The 23,679-nt window shown below is 47.7% G+C and carries 19 protein-coding genes; 13 read left to right on the forward strand and 6 right to left on the reverse strand.

The genetic code is table 11. The annotated features are described in order from the left end of the window. Positions 1-5 precede the first annotated feature (5 nt). Positions 6-1,025 carry a galactose/methyl galactoside ABC transporter permease MglC gene (gene mglC / locus WFI24_RS04485; RefSeq protein ID WP_145320916.1) on the forward strand — a complete coding sequence of 340 codons (1,020 nt, stop codon included), beginning with the start codon at positions 6-8 and terminating at the stop codon, positions 1,023-1,025. 288 nt (positions 1,026-1,313) lie between these two features. Here the strand turns inward: mglC and WFI24_RS04490 are convergent, their stop codons facing one another. Next, positions 1,314-1,649: a hypothetical protein gene (locus WFI24_RS04490; protein ID WP_336759091.1), complete on the reverse strand. Its 336-nt coding sequence runs from the start codon at positions 1,647-1,649 to the stop codon at positions 1,314-1,316. A 257-nt stretch (positions 1,650-1,906) separates the two neighbouring features. Here WFI24_RS04490 and WFI24_RS04495 point away from each other — a divergent pair, with 257 nt between their 5' ends. Further along, entirely contained in the window at positions 1,907-3,478 is a 1,572-nt protein-coding gene (locus WFI24_RS04495; RefSeq protein WP_336759093.1) for an ATP-binding protein, read from the forward strand. A 212-nt stretch (positions 3,479-3,690) separates the two neighbouring features. Here the strand turns inward: WFI24_RS04495 and WFI24_RS04500 are convergent, their stop codons facing one another. The 3 genes from WFI24_RS04500 to WFI24_RS04510 all read right to left on the reverse strand — a co-directional run bounded on the left by WFI24_RS04500 (position 3,691) and on the right by WFI24_RS04510 (position 7,821). Further along, the gene (locus WFI24_RS04500) at positions 3,691-5,541 is read right to left on the reverse strand and encodes an ABC transporter ATP-binding protein (protein ID WP_336759095.1); all 1,851 of its coding nucleotides are present in this window, start codon (positions 5,539-5,541) and stop codon (positions 3,691-3,693) included. Next, a complete protein-coding gene (locus WFI24_RS04505; protein ID WP_336759097.1) occupies positions 5,534-7,318 on the reverse strand; it encodes an ABC transporter ATP-binding protein in 1,785 nt (594 codons plus the stop codon). Before WFI24_RS04505 ends, WFI24_RS04500 begins: the two co-directional genes overlap by 8 nt. Before the next feature lie 68 nt (positions 7,319-7,386). Continuing rightward, positions 7,387-7,821, reverse strand: a complete 435-nt coding sequence (locus WFI24_RS04510; RefSeq protein ID WP_336759098.1) for a MarR family winged helix-turn-helix transcriptional regulator — start codon at positions 7,819-7,821, stop codon at positions 7,387-7,389. A 221-nt stretch (positions 7,822-8,042) separates the two neighbouring features. On the opposite strand from WFI24_RS04510, the gene WFI24_RS04515 reads away from it, so the two are divergent. Together WFI24_RS04515 and WFI24_RS04520 are read left to right on the forward strand one after the other, a co-directional pair. Further along, positions 8,043-9,044 carry a Gfo/Idh/MocA family protein gene (locus WFI24_RS04515; protein ID WP_336759100.1) on the forward strand — a complete coding sequence of 334 codons (1,002 nt, stop codon included), beginning with the start codon at positions 8,043-8,045 and terminating at the stop codon, positions 9,042-9,044. 21 nt (positions 9,045-9,065) lie between these two features. Further along, positions 9,066-9,689, forward strand: a complete 624-nt coding sequence (locus WFI24_RS04520; RefSeq protein WP_336759102.1) for a pyroglutamyl-peptidase I — start codon at positions 9,066-9,068, stop codon at positions 9,687-9,689. Between the two features lie 819 nt (positions 9,690-10,508). Here WFI24_RS04520 and WFI24_RS04525 read toward each other — a convergent pair. Together WFI24_RS04525 and WFI24_RS04530 are read right to left on the reverse strand one after the other, a co-directional pair. After that, entirely contained in the window at positions 10,509-11,351 is an 843-nt protein-coding gene (locus tag WFI24_RS04525) for a 1,4-dihydroxy-6-naphthoate synthase (protein ID WP_336759104.1), read from the reverse strand. Continuing rightward, positions 11,348-12,253 carry a futalosine hydrolase gene (locus WFI24_RS04530; protein WP_336759106.1) on the reverse strand — a complete coding sequence of 302 codons (906 nt, stop codon included), beginning with the start codon at positions 12,251-12,253 and terminating at the stop codon, positions 11,348-11,350. Before WFI24_RS04530 ends, WFI24_RS04525 begins: the two co-directional genes overlap by 4 nt. Positions 12,254-13,471: 1,218 nt before the next feature. Between WFI24_RS04530 and WFI24_RS04535 the strand changes: the two genes are divergently transcribed. The 9 genes from WFI24_RS04535 (at position 13,472) to WFI24_RS04575 (ending at position 23,679) form a co-directional block, all read left to right on the forward strand. Continuing rightward, complete coding sequence (locus tag WFI24_RS04535) at positions 13,472-13,861, forward strand: GntR family transcriptional regulator (RefSeq protein ID WP_036606399.1); 390 nt, start codon at positions 13,472-13,474, stop codon at positions 13,859-13,861. Continuing rightward, positions 13,854-14,756: an ABC transporter ATP-binding protein gene (locus tag WFI24_RS04540; RefSeq protein WP_336759107.1), complete on the forward strand. Its 903-nt coding sequence runs from the start codon at positions 13,854-13,856 to the stop codon at positions 14,754-14,756. The genes WFI24_RS04535 and WFI24_RS04540 overlap by 8 nt, the downstream gene beginning before the upstream one ends. Then, entirely contained in the window at positions 14,731-16,758 is a 2,028-nt protein-coding gene (locus tag WFI24_RS04545) for a hypothetical protein (protein WP_336759108.1), read from the forward strand. The genes WFI24_RS04540 and WFI24_RS04545 overlap by 26 nt, the downstream gene beginning before the upstream one ends. Before the next feature lie 441 nt (positions 16,759-17,199). Next, a complete protein-coding gene (locus tag WFI24_RS04550; RefSeq protein WP_336759109.1) occupies positions 17,200-18,081 on the forward strand; it encodes a hypothetical protein in 882 nt (293 codons plus the stop codon). Positions 18,082-18,161: 80 nt separating this feature from the next. Next, a complete protein-coding gene (locus WFI24_RS04555) occupies positions 18,162-19,187 on the forward strand; it encodes an alpha/beta hydrolase (protein ID WP_336759110.1) in 1,026 nt (341 codons plus the stop codon). 52 nt (positions 19,188-19,239) lie between these two features. Next, complete coding sequence (gene nikR, locus WFI24_RS04560) at positions 19,240-19,755, forward strand: nickel-responsive transcriptional regulator NikR (RefSeq protein ID WP_336759111.1); 516 nt, start codon at positions 19,240-19,242, stop codon at positions 19,753-19,755. Between the two features lie 287 nt (positions 19,756-20,042). After that, positions 20,043-21,701 carry an ABC transporter substrate-binding protein gene (locus tag WFI24_RS04565; RefSeq protein WP_336759112.1) on the forward strand — a complete coding sequence of 553 codons (1,659 nt, stop codon included), beginning with the start codon at positions 20,043-20,045 and terminating at the stop codon, positions 21,699-21,701. A gap of 44 nt (positions 21,702-21,745) precedes the next feature. Continuing rightward, complete coding sequence (locus WFI24_RS04570; RefSeq protein WP_336759633.1) at positions 21,746-22,741, forward strand: ABC transporter permease; 996 nt, start codon at positions 21,746-21,748, stop codon at positions 22,739-22,741. Continuing rightward, positions 22,738-23,679: an ABC transporter permease gene (locus WFI24_RS04575; protein WP_336759113.1), complete on the forward strand. Its 942-nt coding sequence runs from the start codon at positions 22,738-22,740 to the stop codon at positions 23,677-23,679. The genes WFI24_RS04570 and WFI24_RS04575 overlap by 4 nt, the downstream gene beginning before the upstream one ends.

A 23,679-nucleotide genomic window follows, 5' to 3' on the forward strand; every position in this document is an offset into this window, starting at 1 on the left:
AACAGATGAATACACAGGTAATCAATCAAGTGAAACAATATGTAACACAGCGAGCCATCTTTATCGTACTGATTCTGCTCATTATTGGTATTGCCATCGCTGATCCAAACTTCCTTGCATTCTCCACACTACGGGATATTTTACAGCAGTCCTCCACAAGAGCCATTATTGCACTCGGTGCAGCCTTCATCCTGGTTACAGGAGGGGTCGATCTGTCCGCTGGTCGGGTTGTCGGGCTGACGGCTGTCGTATCGGCCTCCATGCTTCAGATTGACGAGTATGCGAACCGCTTCTTCCCTGATCTGCCACATCTGCCGGTGTTATTGCCGATTCTGGTTGGAATCACAGTTGGCCTGTTCGTGGGATTGGTGAATGGCCTCATTATCGCCAAATTGCATGTGCCTCCTTTTATCGCAACGCTGGGTACGATGGTTGCCGTGTACGGACTAAACTCCATTTATTTTGATACGGAACCCAATCAGTCGCAGCCAATCGGAGGATTGAGACCCGACTTCACCGTCATTGGTTCTGGATACATTGATCTGGGCGGTGGATATTCCATTCCGTATATCGTCCTGATTGCTATTGCGGTGGCGTTAATCTGCTGGGTGATCTTTAACAAAACCCGTCTCGGCAAAAACATGTACGCGATTGGTGGTAACATTCAGGCAGCGCATGTATCCGGGATTCATGTTGCACGTAATCTGGTTGCCCTGTATGCCATTGCGGGTGCGTTGTATGGTCTGGGTGGTGTACTTGAAGCAGCTCGGACAGGTGGAGCTACGAACAATTACGGTAACATGTATGAGCTGGATGCGATTGCTGCATGTGTGGTAGGCGGTGTATCAACGGCTGGTGGTATTGGAACGGTGCCTGGTGTTATGGCGGGGGTACTGATCTTCGGGGTCATTAACTATGGTCTGACGTTTATTGGTGTGAGCCCATACTGGCAGTTGATTATCAAAGGATTGATCATTGTTGCTGCGGTGGCTTTTGATATCCGTAAGTATATGGCGAAGAAATAAAAAGGATATGAGATGAACGTGAAAAGGTTACACCGTTGCACTCCGAGTGCAGTACCATCTTCCGATCGCTGTTATCCCCGGATTTTTTGATTCCCTTCTAAAGAAGTGAAAATCCGGTGATAAAGGCGAGGTGTATGCTTCCGAAGTAGCTTTCTTTCAGAAAGCTTTTAGCTCCGCTTCTTCAGATTGGTTCTGCACTCTACGTTATCGTGTAAATAATTTGTTCATCTTATATGGAAAAGCAGCAAAGAAGCCAGCCCTCGGGATATAGAGAGCTGGCTTTAAGCGTTATGCATTTACAAACCAATCTACAACAGTAATTATAGGGCCAATAATACAAAATACCAGCATAAATGCGGCCACATTACGGGCAACACTTGTACCATAATGTGAACGATTTTTTTGGGCTATCCAGAAGGTCGGAATCCAGAAGAGGGCTGCGACTACAAAGGGGATGTGGAGTCCTTGAGTTCCGTTGCTATAGATAGGCATGTTTATTAAGTTGAACAGGTAATGGCTGATCATAAAATTTGTTTTGCCCCATTGGAAGTTAAAGGCGAGACCCATCAACAGTACGAGTAGAGAGAGCGTTCCGAGGCCCAGTGGTTTTCGTTGTGTTGTCATGCAATTACCTCCATAACCGAGATTTTATCCTAAATTAATCCATAAATGTATTGTAGCATAATAGTGATCCATGCGTAGAGGAATTCTTTTACTTTTTCGATTACAATTCATGCATATGTCCTATTGCCTTCATAAATTATACATTCGTGCGAATTTGACGATCCTCCATTAATCGACAACATCAGCTAATCATAATCGATATAATACATGTACATAAAGTTGTTAGATGTGAGTTTTGTCAAAGGGGGCGAGGCTATTTGCTAAGTTACACGATGAAAATGGTGATATTCCCGCTGGGCTGTCTGCTTGTCATTTTGTCCTCTTATGTTTTAAAGCTTACGCCTAATCTGGCATTATTGTTGATTTCGGGTGCCCTGTTGATTGCAAGTATCTATGGGGAGAAAAGATATCCTGTGCTGCGAAATGTTCATTGGATTTTTCTCGGAATATTCCATTACTTCAGTCAACTGAACTGGTGCAACATGCTGTATTATATGCTGATCATTACAATGATTCAGGACAAACAACGTGTGGTACAAACATTACCGATCTCACTACTGTTCATGCTGCAATATACTGTGATTCGGCTCTCCTACGTGCCTATAGATACATATACTTTGCTGGTTTCGTTATTCGATCTGTTAACCTCGGTTGTCATTATTTTCTTGTATCATACCTTGATTAACAGTGAGGTCGAGAAGCGCAGACTTCGAGAGAAGAACCGGTTTCTTACCCTTCATGATCCACTAACCGGACTATTGAACTATGAAGGTTATATGGAGGTGCTGCGGAAGACGGTGGAGGAACAACGTTCCTTTTTGCTTGTTCTTTTGAATGTCAATAATTTTAGCGGATTTAAGAAAGAGTCAGAAGATCCCTGGTGTTCAGTAATTACGGGTACAGGCAAAATCATTACCAATCAGTTCCCGGAGGCCTATGGTATATCCCGGTATGCGGGAGACCGTTTTGCGGTTGTTATACCAGAAATACAGAATATTGAAGAACGAATGACATTTTTGCTATCAGATCAGCTCCAGGAGTTGCAAGTAAGTTATAGCATCTCGTTGTACCCGGAAATGTCTGAGACATTGCAGCAATTCATGACGGTTGCTGAGGACAGGTTGCTTCAACAGCAGCGGAGTAAATGGCTGAAAAAAGAAGAAGAAGTATTCCGTTCCGAAAGGTTAAGGGCCGTAGGTGAATTGGCCGCTGGTATGGCTCACGAAATCCGGAACCCGCTCACCGCCATTCGGGGATTCCTGCAACTGTCACGTGGACAAGCATACAATATCGCGCCTTGGTATGAAGTGATTATGGGTGAGGTAACGAGGGTAACCGATCTGACGGCTGAATTTTTACAGTTTTCCAAACCACAAGCCAATCATATGAAGCCCGAAAAGCTCGGACACTGCCTTGAACGAGTCATGTCGCTGACCGAGTCGGATGCAGCATCCCGAGGACATCGAATTACGCTTGAAATGACTAGTGAGCCAGTCGTGGTCAACATGGATCGGGATAAGATTGTGCAGGTATTAATCAATCTGATTCGCAACGCTTTTGAAGCGATGACAGACCCCGGTGAGGTTCATATGGATCTGTTGCAGGACGGGGACGCCGTACTCATCTCGATTACAGACACGGGAAGTGGCATTCCGGAAAATTCGCTTTCTACGATCTTTAATCCATTTTATACGACTAAAGAAGAAGGCACAGGGCTCGGACTGGCTCTCTGTCAGAAGATCGCCCAAGATCATAACGGGAAAATTACCGTTCATAGCGAACTGGGGATTGGTTCCACCTTCACGCTTCATCTGCCAATGGAGACGTAACTTGTATAACAGACTCAGAAATAGCAGCAACATATTCACTTATCAAAAAAACGCCGCATGGGTCCTGGAGAACCCCATGCGGCGTTTAGTTTATGATTCGAGCGTATAGTAGATGATTTTCTAAGGAACATGCTTCAAACCCTTGATTAAGAAGCCTCAGATTCGTTAACGTTCGCCCATTCTTTGCTCTAGCCGCAAGCGAGAGGACGTCCTCAAATCTCGTCCGGTGCGGAGTTTTTCATTTGGACCTGTCCCTGATGTAACTGATAGTAGAATCCTTGTTGCTGCATCAACTCGTCATGGCTTCCCCGTTCAGCGATCTGTCCATCATCAATGACGAGAATCTGATCGGCTTCACGTATCGTGCTAAGCCTGTGGGCGATGACAAAGCTGGTACGGTTTTTCATCAACGTGCGCATCGCTTCCTGAATCTGCATCTCCGTGCGAGTATCGATACTGCTTGTTGCTTCATCCAGAATAAGAATGGCCGGATCAGCAAGAATTGCCCGGGCAATGGTTAACAGTTGCCGCTGTCCCTGACTCAGATTGCTTCCCCCGGAAATGATGGGCGTATCGTAGCCCTGCGACAGTTTGCGAATGAACGAATGTGCATTCGCAAGTATAGCTGCTTGCCTGATCTGTTCATCGGTTGCATCCGGCTTGCCGTAGGCAAGATTATCGCGAATGGTACCCGAGAACAGGTAGGCATCTTGAAGCACAATGCCGAGTTGCCGCCGTAACGGGTCCTTCTCCAGTTCCGAGATGTCATATCCATCGATGGTAATCCGTCCGCCTGTAATCTCGTAGAAACGAGGTAACAAGTTGATAATGGTCGTTTTACCTGCACCGGTCGGTCCAACAAGTGCAATCATCTCGCCAGGTTTGGCGGTAAAGCTGACCTTCTTCAGAATATCTCTCTCGGCACTGTACCCGAAGGAGACGTCTTCAAATACGACTTTACCCTGAATCTGATCCAGCTGTTTCTTCTGTTCCTCCACATACTCACCAGGTTTATCCATGATGTGAAACACGCGTTCAGCACCTGCAATGGCAGCCTGAATCAAATTGTATTGATTGGCCAGATCGTTGAGCGGCCGTTCAATCTGGCGGGAGTATGCGAGAAAACTGACGATTAGTCCGATAGACGTCAGATCATGATAAGCCATCCATCCCCCTACGGAAGCGAGTATGGCAAACCCGATATTATTCATCACGTTCATTGTAGGGCCTACCAGACCCGAAACGGTCTGGGCTTGTGTGCTGGATGTGCGCAGTTTCTCGTTCAGGTTCTTGAAATGTTGATGTGCCTGATCCTGTCGGTTATAGGCCGCCACGACTTTCTGTCCAGCAATGGTCTCCTGAGCATATCCATTAAGTTCACCAAGTAACTTCTGCTGGGCAGTGAAGTGTTTGCGGGTTCTCGAAGCGATCAGGCGAGTGGCGATGGTGATTAAGGGTACCGTCACCAGACTGAGCAATGTAAGGCGAACATCGAGCGCAAACATGATCAACAAGGAGCCGACGAGCAGGATGGCACTGGACATCAATTGGGTTACACTTTGATTCAGCGTTGTGGATACATTATCGATATCATTGGTGGCCCGGCTCATCAGGTCCCCGCTTTGATTTTTATCGAAAAAGCTTACTGGCAGCTCTTGTAGCCGCGAGAATAACGCATGTCGCAGATCCTTAACGGTCAGTTGGGACACACCAATCATGACATAGGATTGAGCCCACATCAGGAGCGAGCCAAAGACATAAACACTCAGCAAGAGGAGACATTCCTTCAGCAAGCCCGCTGTTACTTTGGGAACGATATGTTCGTTAACGGCACGTCCGAGAAGGTAAGGTCCTGCCAGATTGAGCAGTGTTCCGAGAGCAGTCAGCACCAATGCAGCAATAACTCCTTTGCGATGACGCCCCATGTAGGACCATACCCGAATTAAGGCATGGCGAGCATTTTTGGCTCTGACTTTGGGGACAGGTCCTCTGCCCGCTGGTCCGGGTCTTCCAATCGGAGGCACGACGGTTTGCTGAGGGGAGGAAGATGCAGGTTTAGCCAAATTGAACATCCTCCTTCCGTTGCTGCGAATAATAGATGGCTTGATAGTGTGATGAATGAGCCATGAGATGATCATGTGTACCGCTGGCAACAATCTGCCCTTCATCAATGACATATATGCAGTCGGCATCCCTCACGGAAGAGATACGCTGTGCAATCAAGAAGGTCGTGCTGTCTTTCATCAAGGACTGCAAAGCCTTCTGAATGCTGGCTTCCGTACGCAGATCGACCGCACTGGTGCTATCATCCAGAATCAGCACTTCCGGCCGCATGAGCAGGGCGCGTGCAATGGATATACGCTGTTTCTGTCCACCGGACAGATTGACCCCGCGCTGACCCAGCTCCGTGTCATAGCCATCCTTCAGTTTCATAATAAAATCATCCGCCGCCGCAGCTTGAGCCGCAGCACGCAATTCAGCATTCGTTGCACCAGGCCGGCCGAAGCAAATGTTATCCCGGATGGTGCCGCTGAACAGGATGGATTCCTGCAGCACAATGGATACACGGCTGCGAAGATCCTGAAGATCCCAGTGGCGAACGTTCACTCCATTCACGAGCACTTCACCCTGTGAAGCATCATACAGACGGGGAATCAGCTGCACCAGCGATGTTTTGCCTGATCCTGTTGAACCGAGCAAAGCCACTTTTTCGCCGGGACGAGCGATCAGGTTAATTCCGGTGAGTGTGTGTTCTCCGTCATAACGGAAATATACGTCTCTGAACTCCACTTGACCCGTAGCGTGTGAGGGAAAGAGAGACGGTTGGTATGGAGAAGGATCAAGGTTAATCTGGTGTGACTGTACATTCTCGGATTTATCCGTTCCCGATTGAATATCCGGCTGTGTATGTAGCACCTCGTTGATCCGGGCAGCAGATACCTTGGCACGGGAGAAGCTCATCATCATCATGCCAATCGACGTGAGGGACGAGAGTACAACCGTGACATAGTTGATAAAAGCAATCAGATCCCCGGCGGCAATATCGCCTCCCACTACCTGGAAACCTCCGAACCACAGCACCGCTACAATGGTAGCATTCAGCATGAGGCTAAGTACGGGTGCATTCAGTGTGACGATCCGCCATGCTTTCACGGCAGTTGAGGTGTAATCTTCATTGGAATGTTTGAACCGTTTTTTCTCCAGACGCGCACGTGCAAATGCCTTGACGACACGGATGCCGGCAAGATTCTCCTGAAGAACAGCGTTGACCTGATCAAGCTTACTCTGCACGCTGGCGAACAGTGGATAGGACGCTTTTATCAGGATAAATAAAATAATAAACAGGACCGGAACAGTCGCAATAAGAATCAAAGCCAGTTTCACACTGATCGTAAACGCCATGATGATACTACCGATGATCAGCATCGGCGAACGGATAAACATCCGCAGCAGCATCTGCACAAAGGTCTGCATCTGGGTAATATCACTGGTTAGACGAGTAATCAGAGATCCTTCCTGGAACGTATCGAGATTACGGAAGGAGAAGGTCTGAATGTGGTCAAACAACTCCTGGCGGAGATCCGTGCCGTATCCAACGGCAGCTTTGCTTGAATAGAGTGTACAGCCTGCGCCGCCGACCCAGCCGATTAACGCAACAAGTAGCATGGTCAGACCTGTAGTTACGATATGGGACAGGTTCCCTGCAAGCACACCATTATCTACGATACTGGACATCAGCTTGGGCTGGAGCAGGTCCATGGCAACCTCAAGTACCATGAGCAGCGGGGCGAGGATCGCCGCCGACTTATACGGGGTCAAGAATCGTTTTAACGTCCACAATAGGAAATCACCTCAGTTTTAATTGCATAAGCAAGTTGTTGTTAGCAATGTTGCGAGTTTGCATCGCCTCAGGCTTCACGCAGGTTTTGGAGCATACGCTGTGCGAGTGTAGACATGATCCGGGATTCTTCCGGGGTAAAATCTTTCTGGGCCTGCTGTTCCAACTCCTGAACCACTTCTCTCAATTCTTGTAGCGCGGAGCGCCCCTGATCCGTCAGGTATACCCGCAGACTGCGCAGATCCTTCGGGTCGGCTTCGCGTCTAATATAACCGGATGTTTCCATGCGCTTGAGCATCACCGTTACCGTTGCGGGACTGCGCTGAAGTTGTTCGGCCAGCTTTTTCTGGGATTGACCATCTTCCCGTTCAAGCTGGAACAGCAACGGGGGTTGCCCTGGGTATAACTCGGGGTGGTTCACAAGTTTCTCATGAACCTTGTAGCGTTTCAGCTTCACAAGTTCGGATAATTGTCCCATTAACCGATCATTCTGGATTGGGTTCATATATTCCGCTCCGTTCATATCCTTTTAGTTAGTCGACTAACTAAATCATAAGTTTGATATGACATATCGTCAAGCAAAACGATGTATTTATTTCTGTTCAGATGTAGTCGAAAACGTTTTCTGACGTGATCGTTTCTTTTTGGTAAAATAAAGGGGATACCATGTTGGCTTGATCTGAATCATGATCTTTTTAACTCAATTTGCAGTAGGGAGGCTTTAATATGACAGAAGTAGTGGGACGGGACAAAGTACGTTGGGGCATTATGGGCACGGGATGGATTGCATCCCAGTTCGCAAGGGATTTGGAGCATGCAGGGAACGCGGAGAAGGCAGCGGTAGGTTCGCGGACAGCGGGAAGCGCGGATAAGTTTGCAGCAGAATATGGTTTTGCACGCGCTTACGGCTCGTATGATGAAATGCTGCAAGACCCTGAGGTGGATATTATCTATGTGGCAACACCTCATCCTGTACATAAAGAGAATGTGATGGCTTGTCTGGAGGCAGGGAAAGCGGTGCTCTGTGAGAAGCCATTTACGATGAATGCACGTCAGTTGGAGCAGCTGGTGGAGACTGCGCGGGAGCGCAAGCTATTTCTGATGGAGGGCATGTGGACACGCTTCTTACCGCCCATTGCCCAAGCCAGAGCATGGATTGAAGAAGGGCGAATTGGTGAAGTCCGTTTGGTCCAGGCAGACTTTGGATTCCGTATCGGCTGGGAGCCGGAAGGTCGTTTACTTAACCCGGATCTGGGTGGGGGTGCTCTGCTCGATGCAGGGGTGTACCCGATCTCCTTTGCTTCGATGATCTTTGGCGAACAGCCTCAGCATGTATGGAGTACGGCTAATATCGGTAAGACGGGTGTAGACGAGCAATTTTCCGTATTGTTGTCCTATTCCGAGGGGCGTTCCGCATCACTGAGTGCTGCTATTCGTCTGAACCTCAGCAATGAAGCGGTCATATACGGTACAGAAGGCAAGATTCGTCTACCTTTATTCTTGGCGGGTAAAGAAGCCTATCTGCATGTGAATGGTCAGGATGAGCCCGAGAAGTTCACGGATGATCGAACATGTATTGGTTATGCTTTTGAGGCAGAAGAAGCGGGACGTTGTATCTTGGAAGGCCGGACGGAGAGCGATACCATTAAACTGGACGAATCCTTGGAAATCATGAAGCTGATGGACACGATTCGGGGCCAGTGGGGCTTGCGTTACAAATCGGAGTAAACAGACAGGAGTTGGCGTGTGATGGTGAAAATTCTGATATCCGGGTTTGAACCGTTTGGCGGGGATGCGGTGAATCCAACGGGAGCGTTAATGGAAGCTCTTGCGAACGAAGTGATGGAGGGTGCTGAGCTAAAAACAGTACTATTGCCTGTGCACTTCAATGAATGTGCAAATCTGCTGATCGCAGAGATGGAGGCCTATCGGCCCGATGTGGTCATCGCCTGTGGACTGGCCAAGGGCAGAACGTCCATCACGCCGGAGCGTATTGCCATTAATGTCAAAGACATTCCTCCTGGCTCCTACGCGGATAACCAGGGACAGCGCCCGGTGGATGAGCCGATTGTGGAAGGAAGTCCGGACGGACTGTTCTCCACCTTGCCCATACGTGCCATGGTGAATGACATGTCCGCAGCAGGCATTCCGGCTGCCGTATCCAATACAGCAGGCACGTATATATGCAACAACACGATGTACCGGGTGCTGGATCACATTCGAGTAGGACAGTTCCCGATCCGTGCCGGATTTGTACACTTTCCAGCCTCCACAGAGATGGCGGTGCTGCAGCCTTCCGTTCCGTCGCTGCCTATTCCCGTGATGCTAGATGCGCTGCGAATAATGATTCGCGCGGTTGTGGCTGAATCGTAGGAGACGGTTGCGTTAGGTAGGCACAGGTGTGCTGAATTGTAGCTGACGGTTGGATTCGTAGACCACAGTTGTGAAAGGGAGAGCAGTGGATTGGGAAGGAGTGAAGGAGATAGGTTTCTTTCTGCTTCAATCTTGGGTTGGGTAAAGTGATAGATATGAGTATAAATATGAAGTTGAAATATAAAGTCAAAAAGAGCTGTCCCATCGTCATAAGTCTGACGTTAGGGGACAGCTCTTTCTATGTCGTGTGTAGTCCAAAATGGTTAGTGAGATTACTAGTTTGCAGAAAGTATCTAGATGCAAGTATTTCGCCTAGTTAAAAAGTAGACTTTAAAAACCGCAAACCGCAAACCGCAGACTAGGTATGGTTCATAGATTTTGTTAGAAAGTAGAGATCGGTGAAATAGGGTGTGGTCGGTTTAGCGGGCAAACTCCGATTCTTGAACATCCTGAGTACGACCGTTACTAACCCTAAGTACCCAAATCCTAAAAAAAACAAGTCACTAGGACACTACGATCATCCTGGCTAGCTAAGAAATTTCTATCCCCGAAGGCACCCTATGCAGGACTCTAACGAACCGAGCACACGCTATTCGCTGGCAATACGCACATACCAATTTCTAACGAATCGTAGAAGCGTTATTGTATGGAATTAAGCGAGTTGGTCGGCGATATGGCCCATTTCCAGCTGAATAGAGTGTCTGGGATTCGTTAGAATTTTTGTAGCATGATATTCGGCTGAATAAGGTGCCTAGGGTTCGTTAGATATAGAGCGTACGGACCTAGCTGAAAAAAATTAAATGTTTAAATAAATACATGTTAGATTCGCAACAAATCAAGATCGAATTCGGGAACAAGCCCTTCTTTCATGGCACGCCCAAGAAGTGCAGTAATCGCACCATAACCATCATCACCCAGATTTGCGCTGAATTCGTTAACATACAGGCCAATATGCTGTGCAGCTACGTCAGGGTCCATTTCTTGGGCGTGTTCCATAACGTATGCTCTCGACTCATCCGGGTGCGCCCATGCATATTCAACGGAGGCACGTGCCCAGCCGGCGAGGGCGTGAGCATCCATGTTGCGACGTGCGATGATCGCTCCAAGCGGGATCGGAAGACCTGTGTCGCTTTCCCACCAGTTCCCGAGATCCGTCATCAGCTTGAGATCATAGTTCTGGTACGTGAAGCGTGCTTCATGGATAACAAGTCCGGCATCGATCTTGCCGTCTCGAACAGCAGGCATGATCTGGTCGAATGGCATGACAACAATTTCGCCTACACCGCCAGGAACATTTTGTGCTGCCCACAGACGGAATAATAGATAAGCTGTTGAGCGCTCGCTCGGCACAGCAACCCGCCGTCCAGACAGATAGCTGGGATCCGTGGTACCGTTAGCAGTCAGAACCAGCGGACCACATCCTCTGCCGAGTGCGCCTCCAGCGGGTAGCAGAGCATAGTCAGACAGCACGTATGGCAGTGCTGCATAAGATATTTTCATCACTTCGGGTGTATCTGGTCCATCGGGATTCGCCGCCAGGCCATTGGTAATATCAATATCAGCATAACGGACATCGAGCTCAGGTGCGCCCGGAATCAATCCGTGCACCCACGCGTGAAAGATAAATGTATCATTTGGACAAGGGGAAAATGCAATTTTCATGATGTAATAACCTCCCGTAAAATGGAACTTGCAGCCTGAAGCGCATCGAGGGCATCCTTGATGCGCCAAGCGTCGCGGTCGCGTGGACCGACCGCGTTGGATATGGCCCGCAGTTCGAGTGCTGGCACGCCGAACTGCTGGGCAGCTGTTGCCACGCCGAAGCCTTCCATGCCTTCGGTGGCAGCATCCGGCACGCGGCGCAATAGCTCCGCGGCCGTCTCCGCGGTTCCGGTCGCCGTGGACACGGTGACCGCAGTGCCTCCGCTGACAGCGAGCCCGGCCCGCTGCAGCTCATGGCGCAGGCGAGCGGCAAGCTCCGCGTCCGCCGCCACAATGGACGAGCCGAATCCGAGCTCGTCCACACGAAGGAAGCCGTCTGGCGTCTGCGAGCCCAGATCGGCGGCAACCATGGCGTCGGCTACCACGAGGGAGCCGACGTCTGCTCGGCCGGGGAACCCGCCGCCGATGCCGGCACTGATCACCAGCATGTAGGCTGGTGAAGATCCGGCTCCGGCAAGGGGCCCCGGCCTTGAAGATGTGGCAGATGTCTGTGCCACATCGGATGTGCTTGACGCGGTGGAACCCTGCGCCAACGCACTCGTGCTTGCAGCCGCTACGGCATATGCCAATGTAGCGGCTGTACCTGCTGCGGCCGAGGCTGGGCCAACGCCCGCAGTGATGACATCAAATCGTTCCGCGCCCGTGTCTCCCAAACCACGGAGAACCGCATCTTTCTCCGCATCAACCGCGGTTACAATTAACACACGTTGTGATGAATTTGCTTGTACCGGACTTATATCTGAAGTGTTTATTTCCCCAGTTGAATCCCCGTGGTGTCCACTATTTTCGAATGATGCGTTTGGTTTATTATTCTGATCTTCATCCTGTCTATGTTCATTCATCGCCGATTCTCCTTGTGAGGTATTAGAAGCGTAACATATGCCTCCATAGTATCTTTCTTACAGCAAGCTTCTAGTTACACTTCTTCGGGTTATTACTGCCTTGTATATTTCCTTGTAAATGTAAAGTTCAACTTATATAAATGGAATTCGGGGATATATTTGTCCACTATAAAAGGACATTTATCTTAATTTTGTCTTTCAAAGAGTGGACACTTTTTCTAAAAAGAGACTATATCCATCCAAGAAAATGAAGCACTACATATAGATGTTTTTAGATATAAAATTAAAAATAATCTATATGTAGAATATCAATTTCGGATTACTTTCTCATGTCCGTGTCCACCCTTTGAAAGACATATCTACAATATGTATGCTCAGTGCGGACATCACGAGTTGGCCCTCCAAACGAACAGATAAACGATGGAAAAGGCTGGAGTCTGCCCGACCCATTCAACGTGAATCATATATAGACCTTCGGATTTTTAGACCAAAAAGCCAAATGAATAACGGGCCCAGTCTACACTCGACCACTGCATAATAGCTCTAGTGTGCAAACCCGAATTTAAAGTAAATACACAGTCTTGCTAACTCTAATATAGCTGTCTGCTGTAAGGCTAACCGTTTGTGCAGACAATAGGTCTATAACGCAACACAACACAACACAACATATATAACGAATAACAGACCTAACAATCAATCAGATTAAACGCGCACAAAAAAGTAACAAAGACATAGTGATCACTGAACATAATTTTATCTCCATCATAACGGAAGGGGAAAGACCTGAACAACCTTTGCATGTAATTCTATCAAAAGTGGTCAGCAAAAGGTTTTGGGTAGCCGTATCACTTCAAGTAGCCACATCTAGCCACTTCGCTTCAGATAGCCGTTTTGCCTAACCTCATGTGAATGCCATCTGATCGTGCCCCGTCCTAAGTCGAAATGAACTTGCTTCCAATCATTTGATATGTCAAATAAACCATATAACCTCTCTTTATTAACGTACTCCCAATAAAACAAGAAGTCAAAGTCAACGGTTGACAATCTGATTTAACTGTATTAATAATAGTAGTACAGTTAATACACCTAAGGGTTGAATACGTACAGCTGTACAACTTAGGTAATGCCTTTTTACACCTAGATAACTACACATACACCTCAGATACAGTCATTTAAACTCATAGGTTGTTTCACACATTTACAGAGAGGAGGTGCGGGATGTTCGAATTAGATGTACGCAGCCGTAAGGCGATCTACGAGCAACTAGTGGACAAAGTCAAAGAAATGATCGTATACGGTATTCTAAAGCCCGACGAGCAGCTTCCTTCCGTTCGTGCGTTATCCACGCAGCTGACGGTGAATCCAAATACGATTCAGAAAGCGTATCGTGAGCTTGAACGTGAAGGTTACATTTATTCTTTGCAGGGAAAAGGGAGCTTCGTATCATCGTCAGTGGAACATCCGAATGAAGCCATGAGAGATGAGATCAGAGAGTCTCTGGTGAAGTTGATTGCAGAAGCTTCGTATTCTGGTTTGACCAAAGCGGATATGACGCTTTTGTTTGAGGAAGCGATGGCCCGTATAGAGAAGGAGGAGCCTCATGATTGAGCTGAATCAAGTCGTCAAAGCGTTTGAACAGGAGAAGGCAGTGGATGGCGTAACGATGCACATACATAAGGGATCGATCTATGGTTTGCTCGGCTCCAACGGGGCAGGCAAGACATCGCTGCTCAAAATGATAGCTGGCATTTATCGTCAGGACAGCGGAACTGTTCGTATCGAGGATACTGAAATTTATGAAAATATGGATCTCAAAGGCCGCACAATTTTCATGGCAGATTCGCCCTACTTTTTCCCGCAATCTTCAATTACTCAGATGGCTGCATTTTATCGTTCCGTATATCCGCGCTGGAATGAGGAGCGGTTCAAGCAACTGTCGACCGTGTTCAAACTGGATGTAAAACGCAAGCTGCATCGCATGTCCAAAGGCATGCGCCGTCAGGCAGCCGTATGGCTGGGACTTAGCTGTATGCCTGAAGTGCTGTTGATGGATGAGCCGATTGACGGCCTCGACCCGGTCATGCGCCAGCAGATCAAAAACTTGCTGTTCCAGGAAGCAGCTGAGCGTCAAGTAACCATTGTCATCTCGTCCCACAATTTACGTGAGATCGAAGATCTATGTGACCATGTGGCGATTATGCATAAAGGCCGAATTATAGTAGAAAAGGATCTCGATGATCTGAAGGCGGATACGCATAAAATCCAAGTTGCTTTCCGCCATCCGGACCATGCCAAAGCCATGGAGGAGCAGATTGATATTTTGCATGAAGAGAAACGGGGAAGCGTATCCCTGTATATTGTCAAAGGCAACCGACAACAGGTAACCGATCAATTCCGTATACATGATCCGTATCTGCTGGATGTTTTGCCACTTACACTAGAAGAAATCTTTATCTATGAAATGGAGGACGCAGGGTATGATATTCAACCGATTGTTCTGTAACCGGGGCATCCTGATCCAAAATTTCAGACAGCATGGATGGATAGGTATTTTATATCTCATCACATTGTTGTTCTCACTTCCGCTATATATCGCTACCGAGTACAGAGATGTGCCACAGCAGATTACAAGTTTGTTTCAGGCTAATGGTGAAGTGCAGATTCTATTCGCCATTACACTACCAGTAGCTGCAGGTATCTTTCTTTTCCGGTATGTTCAATCCGGTGCACCTTCGGATCTGTTCCATAGTTTGCCGTTACGTCGTAAACATCTGTTAACGGTGAATCTGTTGACGGGATATGGCATGATCCTGCTTCCGATCTGGATTACAACTGCGATTACCGGCTGGGTATGGGCAGTATTGGATCAACCGGCTTTTCTATTCGATGGCAGTACAATTTGGATGTGGGGTTTGAGTATGAGCATCTACTCGCTATTTATGTTCATGCTCACTGTGGTGGTCGGCATATGTATCGGGCAATCTGTATTGCAGGGGCTCACCGTGTACGCGCTCCTCTTGTTACCTGTTGTCGTGTGGTTCATTATGTCACTTCATCTCCAGCATTATTTGCTCGGATATGCTTATGATAAAGTAGGTATTAATGCGGAGAAACTCTCACTTGTCCTGCGTGTGGGTTCGATCAGTATCCTCCCTGTAATCCGTCAGGAATTAATTATCTATGGGATATTTGCAATCCTGTTTATTCCTCTAACTTATGTGCTTTATGCGAAGAGACAGGTTGAATCTGCTACTCAAGCAGTTACGTTTAAGCTTATAAAACCTATATTCCGGTTTGGATTGATGTTTACATTGGTTCTGATTGGCGGAGGTTACTTTACAATGATTGCTCCAAGAGGATCAGCTGGATGGGGAATCTTCGGATATATCCTCGGAGGAATTGTAGGTTATATCGTTGCCGAGATGATTATTCGCAAAACATGGCTGATCTGGAGAAGCAGGCTGCTACCCAAGCTGATTCTATATGGTATCATCGCTGGTCTGATACTGTACGTGCCTATTGCCGACTGGAATGGATACGCCGCTCGAGTGCCTGAAATGAGCAAGGTGAACAGCATCAAGCTTGGTGGGGAGAGTTATACCTACAGTAACGGTGTCAGTCAGAAAAAGGACGATGCTCACCTCTATTCTAATGATCCGGAATACATGGGGGCAGTTATCGCTCTTCATCAAAAAATTGTGGATTCCGATCTTCCCTTACTGAATGACCCAATCAATTCGGGTATGCGTAACGATGAGTATGTATTTATTAACTACAAGCTGGATAACGGTAAGGTGATGAAACGTAAATACTATATTCCAGAAGCCGAATTCCATCAGGAATTAATGGCTCTGAAACAGTCCCAGGATTACAAAAGAGTCGCCTTTGAAACGTATAAGCTGGATGAAGATGCATTAAGTTTCGGCATTCGCTCTGCCATAAGTTCATACCGGAAGGTTTATATTAGCAATCCGGAGCAAGTCCGTGAGTTCAAAGCATTGTTGAAACAGGACATTTTGGATCAGACCTATGAAGAACAGCGCTCCCCGTGGCAGTCGTTTGCCTACGCGGAGATGAATCAGGATTCGTCTTCAAAAGATCCATTTCAACCGAAAGAGATGTGGAATTTTGAAATCAAACCTAGCTATGATCGGGTGTTGACTTGGCTGAAGGAGAACAAATTATACGATCAGTTGCTTGTCCAAGCAGACGAGATTGTCTCCGCTCAGTTTGTGAAGCAAGAGATCAACAGTCCGGGTTCGCTTCAGTGGGCCACTCCGCAGTCAGAATATATCGATGGGAGTCTTAGCATCAAGAAGCAGGTCGCGACCAAAAACAAAAAAATCATTAGCGATCTACTCAATCGTCAACGGTCGGGTTATCTAACAGAGAAAGATACCATCTATCAGATCAAGTTGAATGTAACTCGTGGCGAGAACATCTATATGATGCTGAAAGAAGAGGATCTGACCGAGGAAATGAAAGCTATTTTGGTCAATCAATAAAACTGAGCTGTAAGCTGTTAACTATAAGCGGGAAGGGTTCTCACGTTAATCGAAGGTTTGGATATTCAACCAGTGAGACCAGATCTACTTGACCTTATTCAATCGATGGAATATATTAGAAAAAGCAAGCTTCGAGCGACTTGATCAATCGAATCTCATATTGGAACGGCTTATGAGGGAAGCACCCGTAAGAGCAGGCAAATGCCTGACTTGCGGGTGCTTTTTTGTCGTTCGCAGATATCGTTAGCTGTTTCTGCTGCGAGGAAAGGGGGTGGATTTGCTCGAAATGCACAGCACAGAGGATCAGGCAGCTTAATATCTTCCAACTATTTTGAAGAAAGGGTGTAGGAATGCATGCAAACAGGAGCGTGGAAGGAAATGATAACTGATCAGGAGGGAACAGTATGTTGTCCTTCCCCAATAGGAGGTAGCGATAGTCGTATGATGGATCAAAGTAAAGTCCAACGTAACAAATTGCGATCATTCACCCATCTTATAGTGAAGTCACGCTTTCTCCTAGGGCTTGTGATTCTGTTCAGCGTGGGCACGGTGGATTTTGCTTCGGCAGCCGAGGCTGCGAGCATTGATCTTGGGGTAACAGCGCAGAAAGCATGGGATACCGTTCTGAACAAGGCCGATGGACAAACCAAGTTAACGTTGAAGCAAGCGTACGAGAAAGTAGGGAACTGGAAGGCTCAAGAGCAGGCCTGGGAACAAAAAATAAAGACACTTCATGCCGCCAATACCGCGGAATTGGAGCGATTACGTGTAGAAATAAGACAAACTGATGACGCGAAGGTCGCAGCTCTAGCTGAACAGGTAAAGCAAACCCAAGCCCGATATGAACCACTATTCGCCCTCTATAGTTCAGTCAATAGACAGTTGGATGCAGCCAAAGCCATCAAAAATAAGGAATGGAGTGCCGCAATCCGCACACAAGCAGAGACGCTGAGACCGGTTGTGCAGCTTGCCAGAGAAGACATCCGGATCAAGAAGAAGGAACTTGCTGAAGCACGTAAACGGAAGAGCGCTGAAATAAAACGTTTACGAGCTATGCTAGCAGGGGCCGACTCGGGAAAGAAACAGATTCAAACGGCTAAAAAGCAGGCGAGTCTGGTGAAAGAACGATATGCGAACGCCCTGCAACAGTTCAAACAGAGCGCGAAGCAAGGCCAACCGTCACGTGTACTCAGCTCATTGAACGCTTTGGCTTCTGCAGCGGAGAAGTGGGCAGGCTCAAAACAACATATCCACACACTGGAGCAAAAAGTATCCACTACATACGTGAAAGTCAGACAGGAAATCGCCAAGAGACCCAAATAATAGGAAACCCGGTTCAATCCCTAACGTACATCACTTTAGATGTAAAGACGCTTCAATGATGATGAAATGAGGTGAAGCTGTTGCAGCCAAAGTTGGAAAAGAAACGTGCGGGGACGAGAGGTTTTATACGTAAACGGTACTGGATTCCCAGCGTTGTACTAATCTTGATCATGGGTTTTATTGGAGTTGGTACACAATGGACACCCAAAATAACGGTATTTTTACTAAAATCATTCATTGAGACTGCTAGTCGGGACACGAACCGCAAGGACGCTATGATCTCGGATGGAATAACTCATGTTGCGGATGTACCCTATGCAGACGAAGGTCGTAATGACAGTACGCTGGATATCTATTATCCTTCCGTAACAACGGAAATTTTGCCTGTAGTGCTGTGGGTTCATGGCGGTGGATGGGTCTTGGGTGACAAGGAGGACATTGCAGATTATGCGATACAACTAGCCGAACAGGGTTATGTTGTCGTCAGTATGAATTATGCGCTCGCACCGGATACGAAATATCCAATTCCCGTGATTCAGACGAATCAGGCTTTGACTTACGTGAAGAACCATGCCGATGAGTTTCAGGGTGACCCGGAGAACATATTTCTCGCAGGCAATTCGGCCGGTGCCCAGATTGCAAGTCAGACCGCAGCCGTGGTGACAAATCCATCTCTGGCTAAGCTGATGAATATAATGCCAACCGTTGATCCGGAAGAGTTACGCGGGGTTCTTCTATTCTGTGGTCCCTATAATCTGAGTACCGTAGCCAATACAGGTTTTCCGCTCATACGGACCTTTCTCTGGTCATATACAGGAATCAAAACATTTGAAGACTATCCACGTTTGGATGAAATGTCGACTGTGCTTCAAGCCACAACAGAGTACCCGCCTGCATTTATTACCTCAGGGAATGATGACCCGTTGACCAGTCAATCGGTTGAACTGGCGCAAGTCTTGAAGCGCCTTGATGTCGATGCGGAAACCTTGTTTTTCTCAACCTCTTCGGAGAAGCTGGGACATGATTATCAATTTGATCTGGAGAGTGAAGCTGGACAACAGGCAATGCAATCGGCTGTACGTTTTATGCAACAGTATAGTCGATGAGCAGACAAGTCTGTGGTACACTCGAAGCAAATGAGGGCGCAGGAGGAGAAGCATGGCAGACAAAGAAGATTTGACCCGGTTCGGGGTGGCGTTTCCTACACCTCTAATTGAGCAGTTTGACCAGTATATTGAGGAACAGGGATACAAAAACCGATCCGAGGCTTTCCGTGACCTTGTTCGAAAAACATTACTTCAACCCTCCGTACTGCAATCCGATCAGGATGTGGCTGGTACTATTGTGATGGTCTATGATCATCATGTCAGTGATCTTCCTATTCGCTTAATGGAGCTTCAGCATGAGGCGCATCATGACATCATTTCCAATATGCATGTGCATCTGAATCATGACCAGTGTCTGGAAGTTATTGCTGTACGGGGAAACCTCGGACGGCTGCGTCATCTTCATCAACAGATTCAGGTGCAAAAAGGTGTACTGTATGCGGAACTGTCCGTGACTTATGTGGATGAACTCAATAAACTGGCTCATGCTCATAATCACGGTCAGGACCCTAATCCGGGTCAGCATGGTCATACTCACAATCATCATCATAATCGATCTGCAGATTAGGAAAATTACGAGTACGATTTTCAAAAAAAATAGCGAATGTAATCAAAACAGACCGTTGGTTAGATACCAACCGTCTGTTTTTTTGTTATTTGTTATAATACCTGACTTTAGAGGGTGAATGAGATCCTTAATAATATATATATCAGGTTTTTCATCTGAAATATGAAAATATATGGATTATGAAGTTAACTTTGTTGACATATGGTTTGTATTTTGTGCTACAATTTCTGTAAAAAGTAACACGAAATGAATGAGGGTAGCACAAATGAAGAGGGGGAACGACCAGTATGGGTGGATTTTCATGGAGATGGGGAGAACGAAAAGTTAGAACAGGATTAGGGATCCTGCTTATATGTTCCATTGGATTATCTGGTTGTGCACAGGGCACAGCGCCAACAGCTTCATCAGCAGAGAATGGACAATCAGGTACAGCCTTAACCAAAGATGAATTGGTGCTGGCCGTTGGCACCGAGCCGGAAGGCGGGTTTGATCCAACAACCGGATGGGGGCAATATGGGTCACCACTTTTCCAGAGTACCTTGCTGAAGCGGGATGCCAAGCTGCAACTGGTTAACGATCTGGCTACGGCATACTCAGTTAGTGAAGATGGGCTGACCTGGACGGTTACACTCCGGAAGGATGTAAAATTCTCTGATGGGGAGCCACTTACGGCTGAAGATGTAAAATTTACGTTTGATACGGCTGCTCAGAGTGGGTCTGTGATTGATTTGACGAATATGGCTGATGTGCAGGCACCCGACGATAGCACGGTTATATTCACATTGAAGTCGCCGCAGTCTACATTCATCAGTCTGCTGACGACACTTGGCATTGTACCTGAACACGCCTATGGTGCCGATTATGCAGAACATCCAGTCGGATCAGGACCGTACAAGCTGGTTCAGTGGGACAAAGGACAACAGGCCATCGTTGAGGCCAATGAAGAATATTACGGAAACAAGTCCATGTTCCACAAACTTACATTCCTGTACCTGGATGAAGATGCAGCCTACGCCGCTGCGCAGGCAGGTACGGTAGATATTGCTGCTATTCCGGCAGCATTTAGCAAGCAACAGGTGAATGGTATGACATTGGAGGCCGTGAAGAGTGTAGATAACCGGGGCATCATGTTCCCCATGCAACCTGCTGGTGCCAAATCGGGCGAGGGTCTTCCCGTAGGAAATGATGTGACGGCCGATTTGGCGATTCGCCAAGCGGTGAATGTTGTGATTGATCGTGAGGCTTTGGTTGAGGGTGTACTGGAAGGGTACGGTCGTCCAGCGTATTCCGTCAGTGATGATCTGCCTTGGAGCAATGCGAAAGCTGTATTTACGGATGCCAATCTCGAAGAAGCGAAGCAGATTCTGGCCGCTGGTGGCTGGGTAGATGCGGATGGTGACGGTATCGTCGAGAAAAACGGTGTTAAGGCCGAATTCAATCTGCTTTATTTTGCAGGTGATTTAACAAGACAATCTCTGGCGCTGGCTGCTGCGGATATGGTTGCCCAAGCGGGAATCAAAATCAATGTTGAGGGCAAAAGCCGTGAAGACACAAAAAAGATGGCATACTCCAACGCGGTATTATTTGGCTGGGGCAGCCATGATCCCTTGGAGACCTATAACCTCTATAGCAGCACCCACAAGGGAGAAGGATATTACAATGTGGGACTGTACAGTAATCCTGTTGTGGATTCATGGATGGAGAACGCCCTTCAGGCAACCAGTGAAGAAGAAGCATTACCGTTCTGGCAGAAAGCGGAATGGGATGGAACAACAGGTTTCAGTTATCAGGGGGATGCGCCATGGGCGTGGCTCGTGAACATAGATCATCTGTATCTGGTTACGAATGGCCTGAATATTGGTGAGCAGCAGATCCATCCCCATGGTCACGGCTGGCCGGTGACAACCAATCTGGAGGAATGGTCGTGGGATAACAGTACGAAGTAGGAAACGAAGCGATGAGCTTTAGCCTGAATTGGGGAGAGATTGGGATGACGGGCAGGGATGGATGGGCCAGATTTATTGGTTTTAAAATATTGCGACTCTTATCTCTATTGGTTGGAGTCAGTGTATTGTCTTTTATATTAATGCAATTCTCTCCTGTGGACCCGATCGAGGCCTACATTGGTGGAGACATGATCCGGGTAAGCGCCGAACAGCGCAGTCTTATCGAAGAACGATGGGGATTGAATGAATCCCCTACAGAACGATTGCTAACCTGGGGACAAGCGCTGATTCAGGGAGATCTGGGAACATCAATGATTTACAGACAACCTGTAGCAGATATCATTCAGGAGCGATTCATGAATTCTGTAGCGCTTATGGCTGTAGCCTGGCTTCTATCCGGCATCATTGGGTTCACTCTTGGCGTAGTTGCTGCCATGAGACGGGATTCGAAGCTGGATCGCCTGATCTGCTGGTATTGTTATACACTGGCCTCCACGCCGGTATTCTGGATTGCGCTGTTGCTGCTCATGGTATTTGGGGTATGGCTCGGATGGCTTCCGGTTGGGCTTGGAGTACCCGCAGGGATGTCGGCTGATCAGGTGACATGGGGAGATCGGGCTATTCATATGATTCTGCCAGCGTTGACCCTTAGTTTGACCGGGGTAGCTTCCATCGCTTTGCATACTCGGCAGAAGCTCACCGATGTGCTCGAGTCAGATTATATTCTGTTCGCGAGAGCGCGGGGTGAGCGTGGATTTCAGCTGTTTCGTCGACATGGGTTCAGACATGTTGTTTTGCCGGCTATCACACTGCAGTTTGCTTCATTCAGTGAATTGTTTGGGGGAGCTGTGCTTGCGGAACAGGTATTCTCTTACCCCGGACTGGGTCAGGCAACGGTCCAGGCGGGGTTGCGCGGTGACGTACCACTGCTGCTCGGACTTGTAATGTGCAGTGCAATTTTTGTTTTTACAGGTAATATGGTGGCCGATATTCTCTATCGTATGATCGATCCACGGATGAAGGAGGAGCTGATGTCATGAAACAGATGGTAGAACGCTCCTCCGAGCAGATGGCAGAAACAGCCGAAGTACAGAAAGTAAAAACGACAAATCAAGAGGTACGGTACAACATTCATACGGGTATCAGCAACCAACCTTTTCGCAATCCTCGCCAAAGGGCTGTGATCTGGGGGAGCTTTGCCTTGATCTGGATTGTCATCGTGTGGTTGACGGGTAGGTTGCTTCCCGCTGGTTCTACCCTAACCTCATTAATGGATCGGAACCTGGCTCCTGCCTGGGCACATCCATTTGGCACAGACTGGCTCGGAAGAGATATGTTCATGCGCACGTTAAAAGGATTGGCAACCAGCATTCAAGTGGGATTGCTTGCAGCTTGTGGTGGCGGACTGATCGCACTACTGCTGGGTCTGGGGGCGGCTTCTAGCAAGGCTGCTGACCGGGTAATCTCATGGATCATCGACCTGTTCCTGAGTGTGCCTCATCTGGTATCGCTGGTCATGCTGGCCTTTGTATTCGGTGGAGGTCTGGCAGGAGTAGCGGCAGCGATCGCGCTGACGCACTGGCCGAATCTGGCTCGGATTGTCCGAGCGGAGATGATTCAACTGAAATCCGCAGAATATATTCAGATTTCACATAAGTTGGGCCGATCTCGATTGCGCATTGCCGTGCAGCATATGCTGCCGCATTTAGTGCCGCAGCTGTTCGTGGGCGTGCTGTTAATTTTCCCTCATGCGATTCTGCATGAGGCAGCCATTACGTTTCTGGGGCTGGGATTGTCCCCGCAACAACCGGCCATCGGAATTATTTTGTCAGAGTCGATGAGATATTTATCTGCTGGCATGTGGTGGCTTGCCTTTTTCCCGGGACTGGCATTGTTGCTGGTTGTTCGTGCGTTTGATGTATTGGGCAATAGTCTGAAGACATTAACGGGTACGGGTAGTTCAAGGGAGGTGAGGTAA

Source organism: Paenibacillus sp. USHLN196, from assembly GCF_037144955.1.
GTDB classification, from domain to species: domain Bacteria; phylum Bacillota; class Bacilli; order Paenibacillales; family Paenibacillaceae; genus Paenibacillus; species Paenibacillus xylanexedens_C.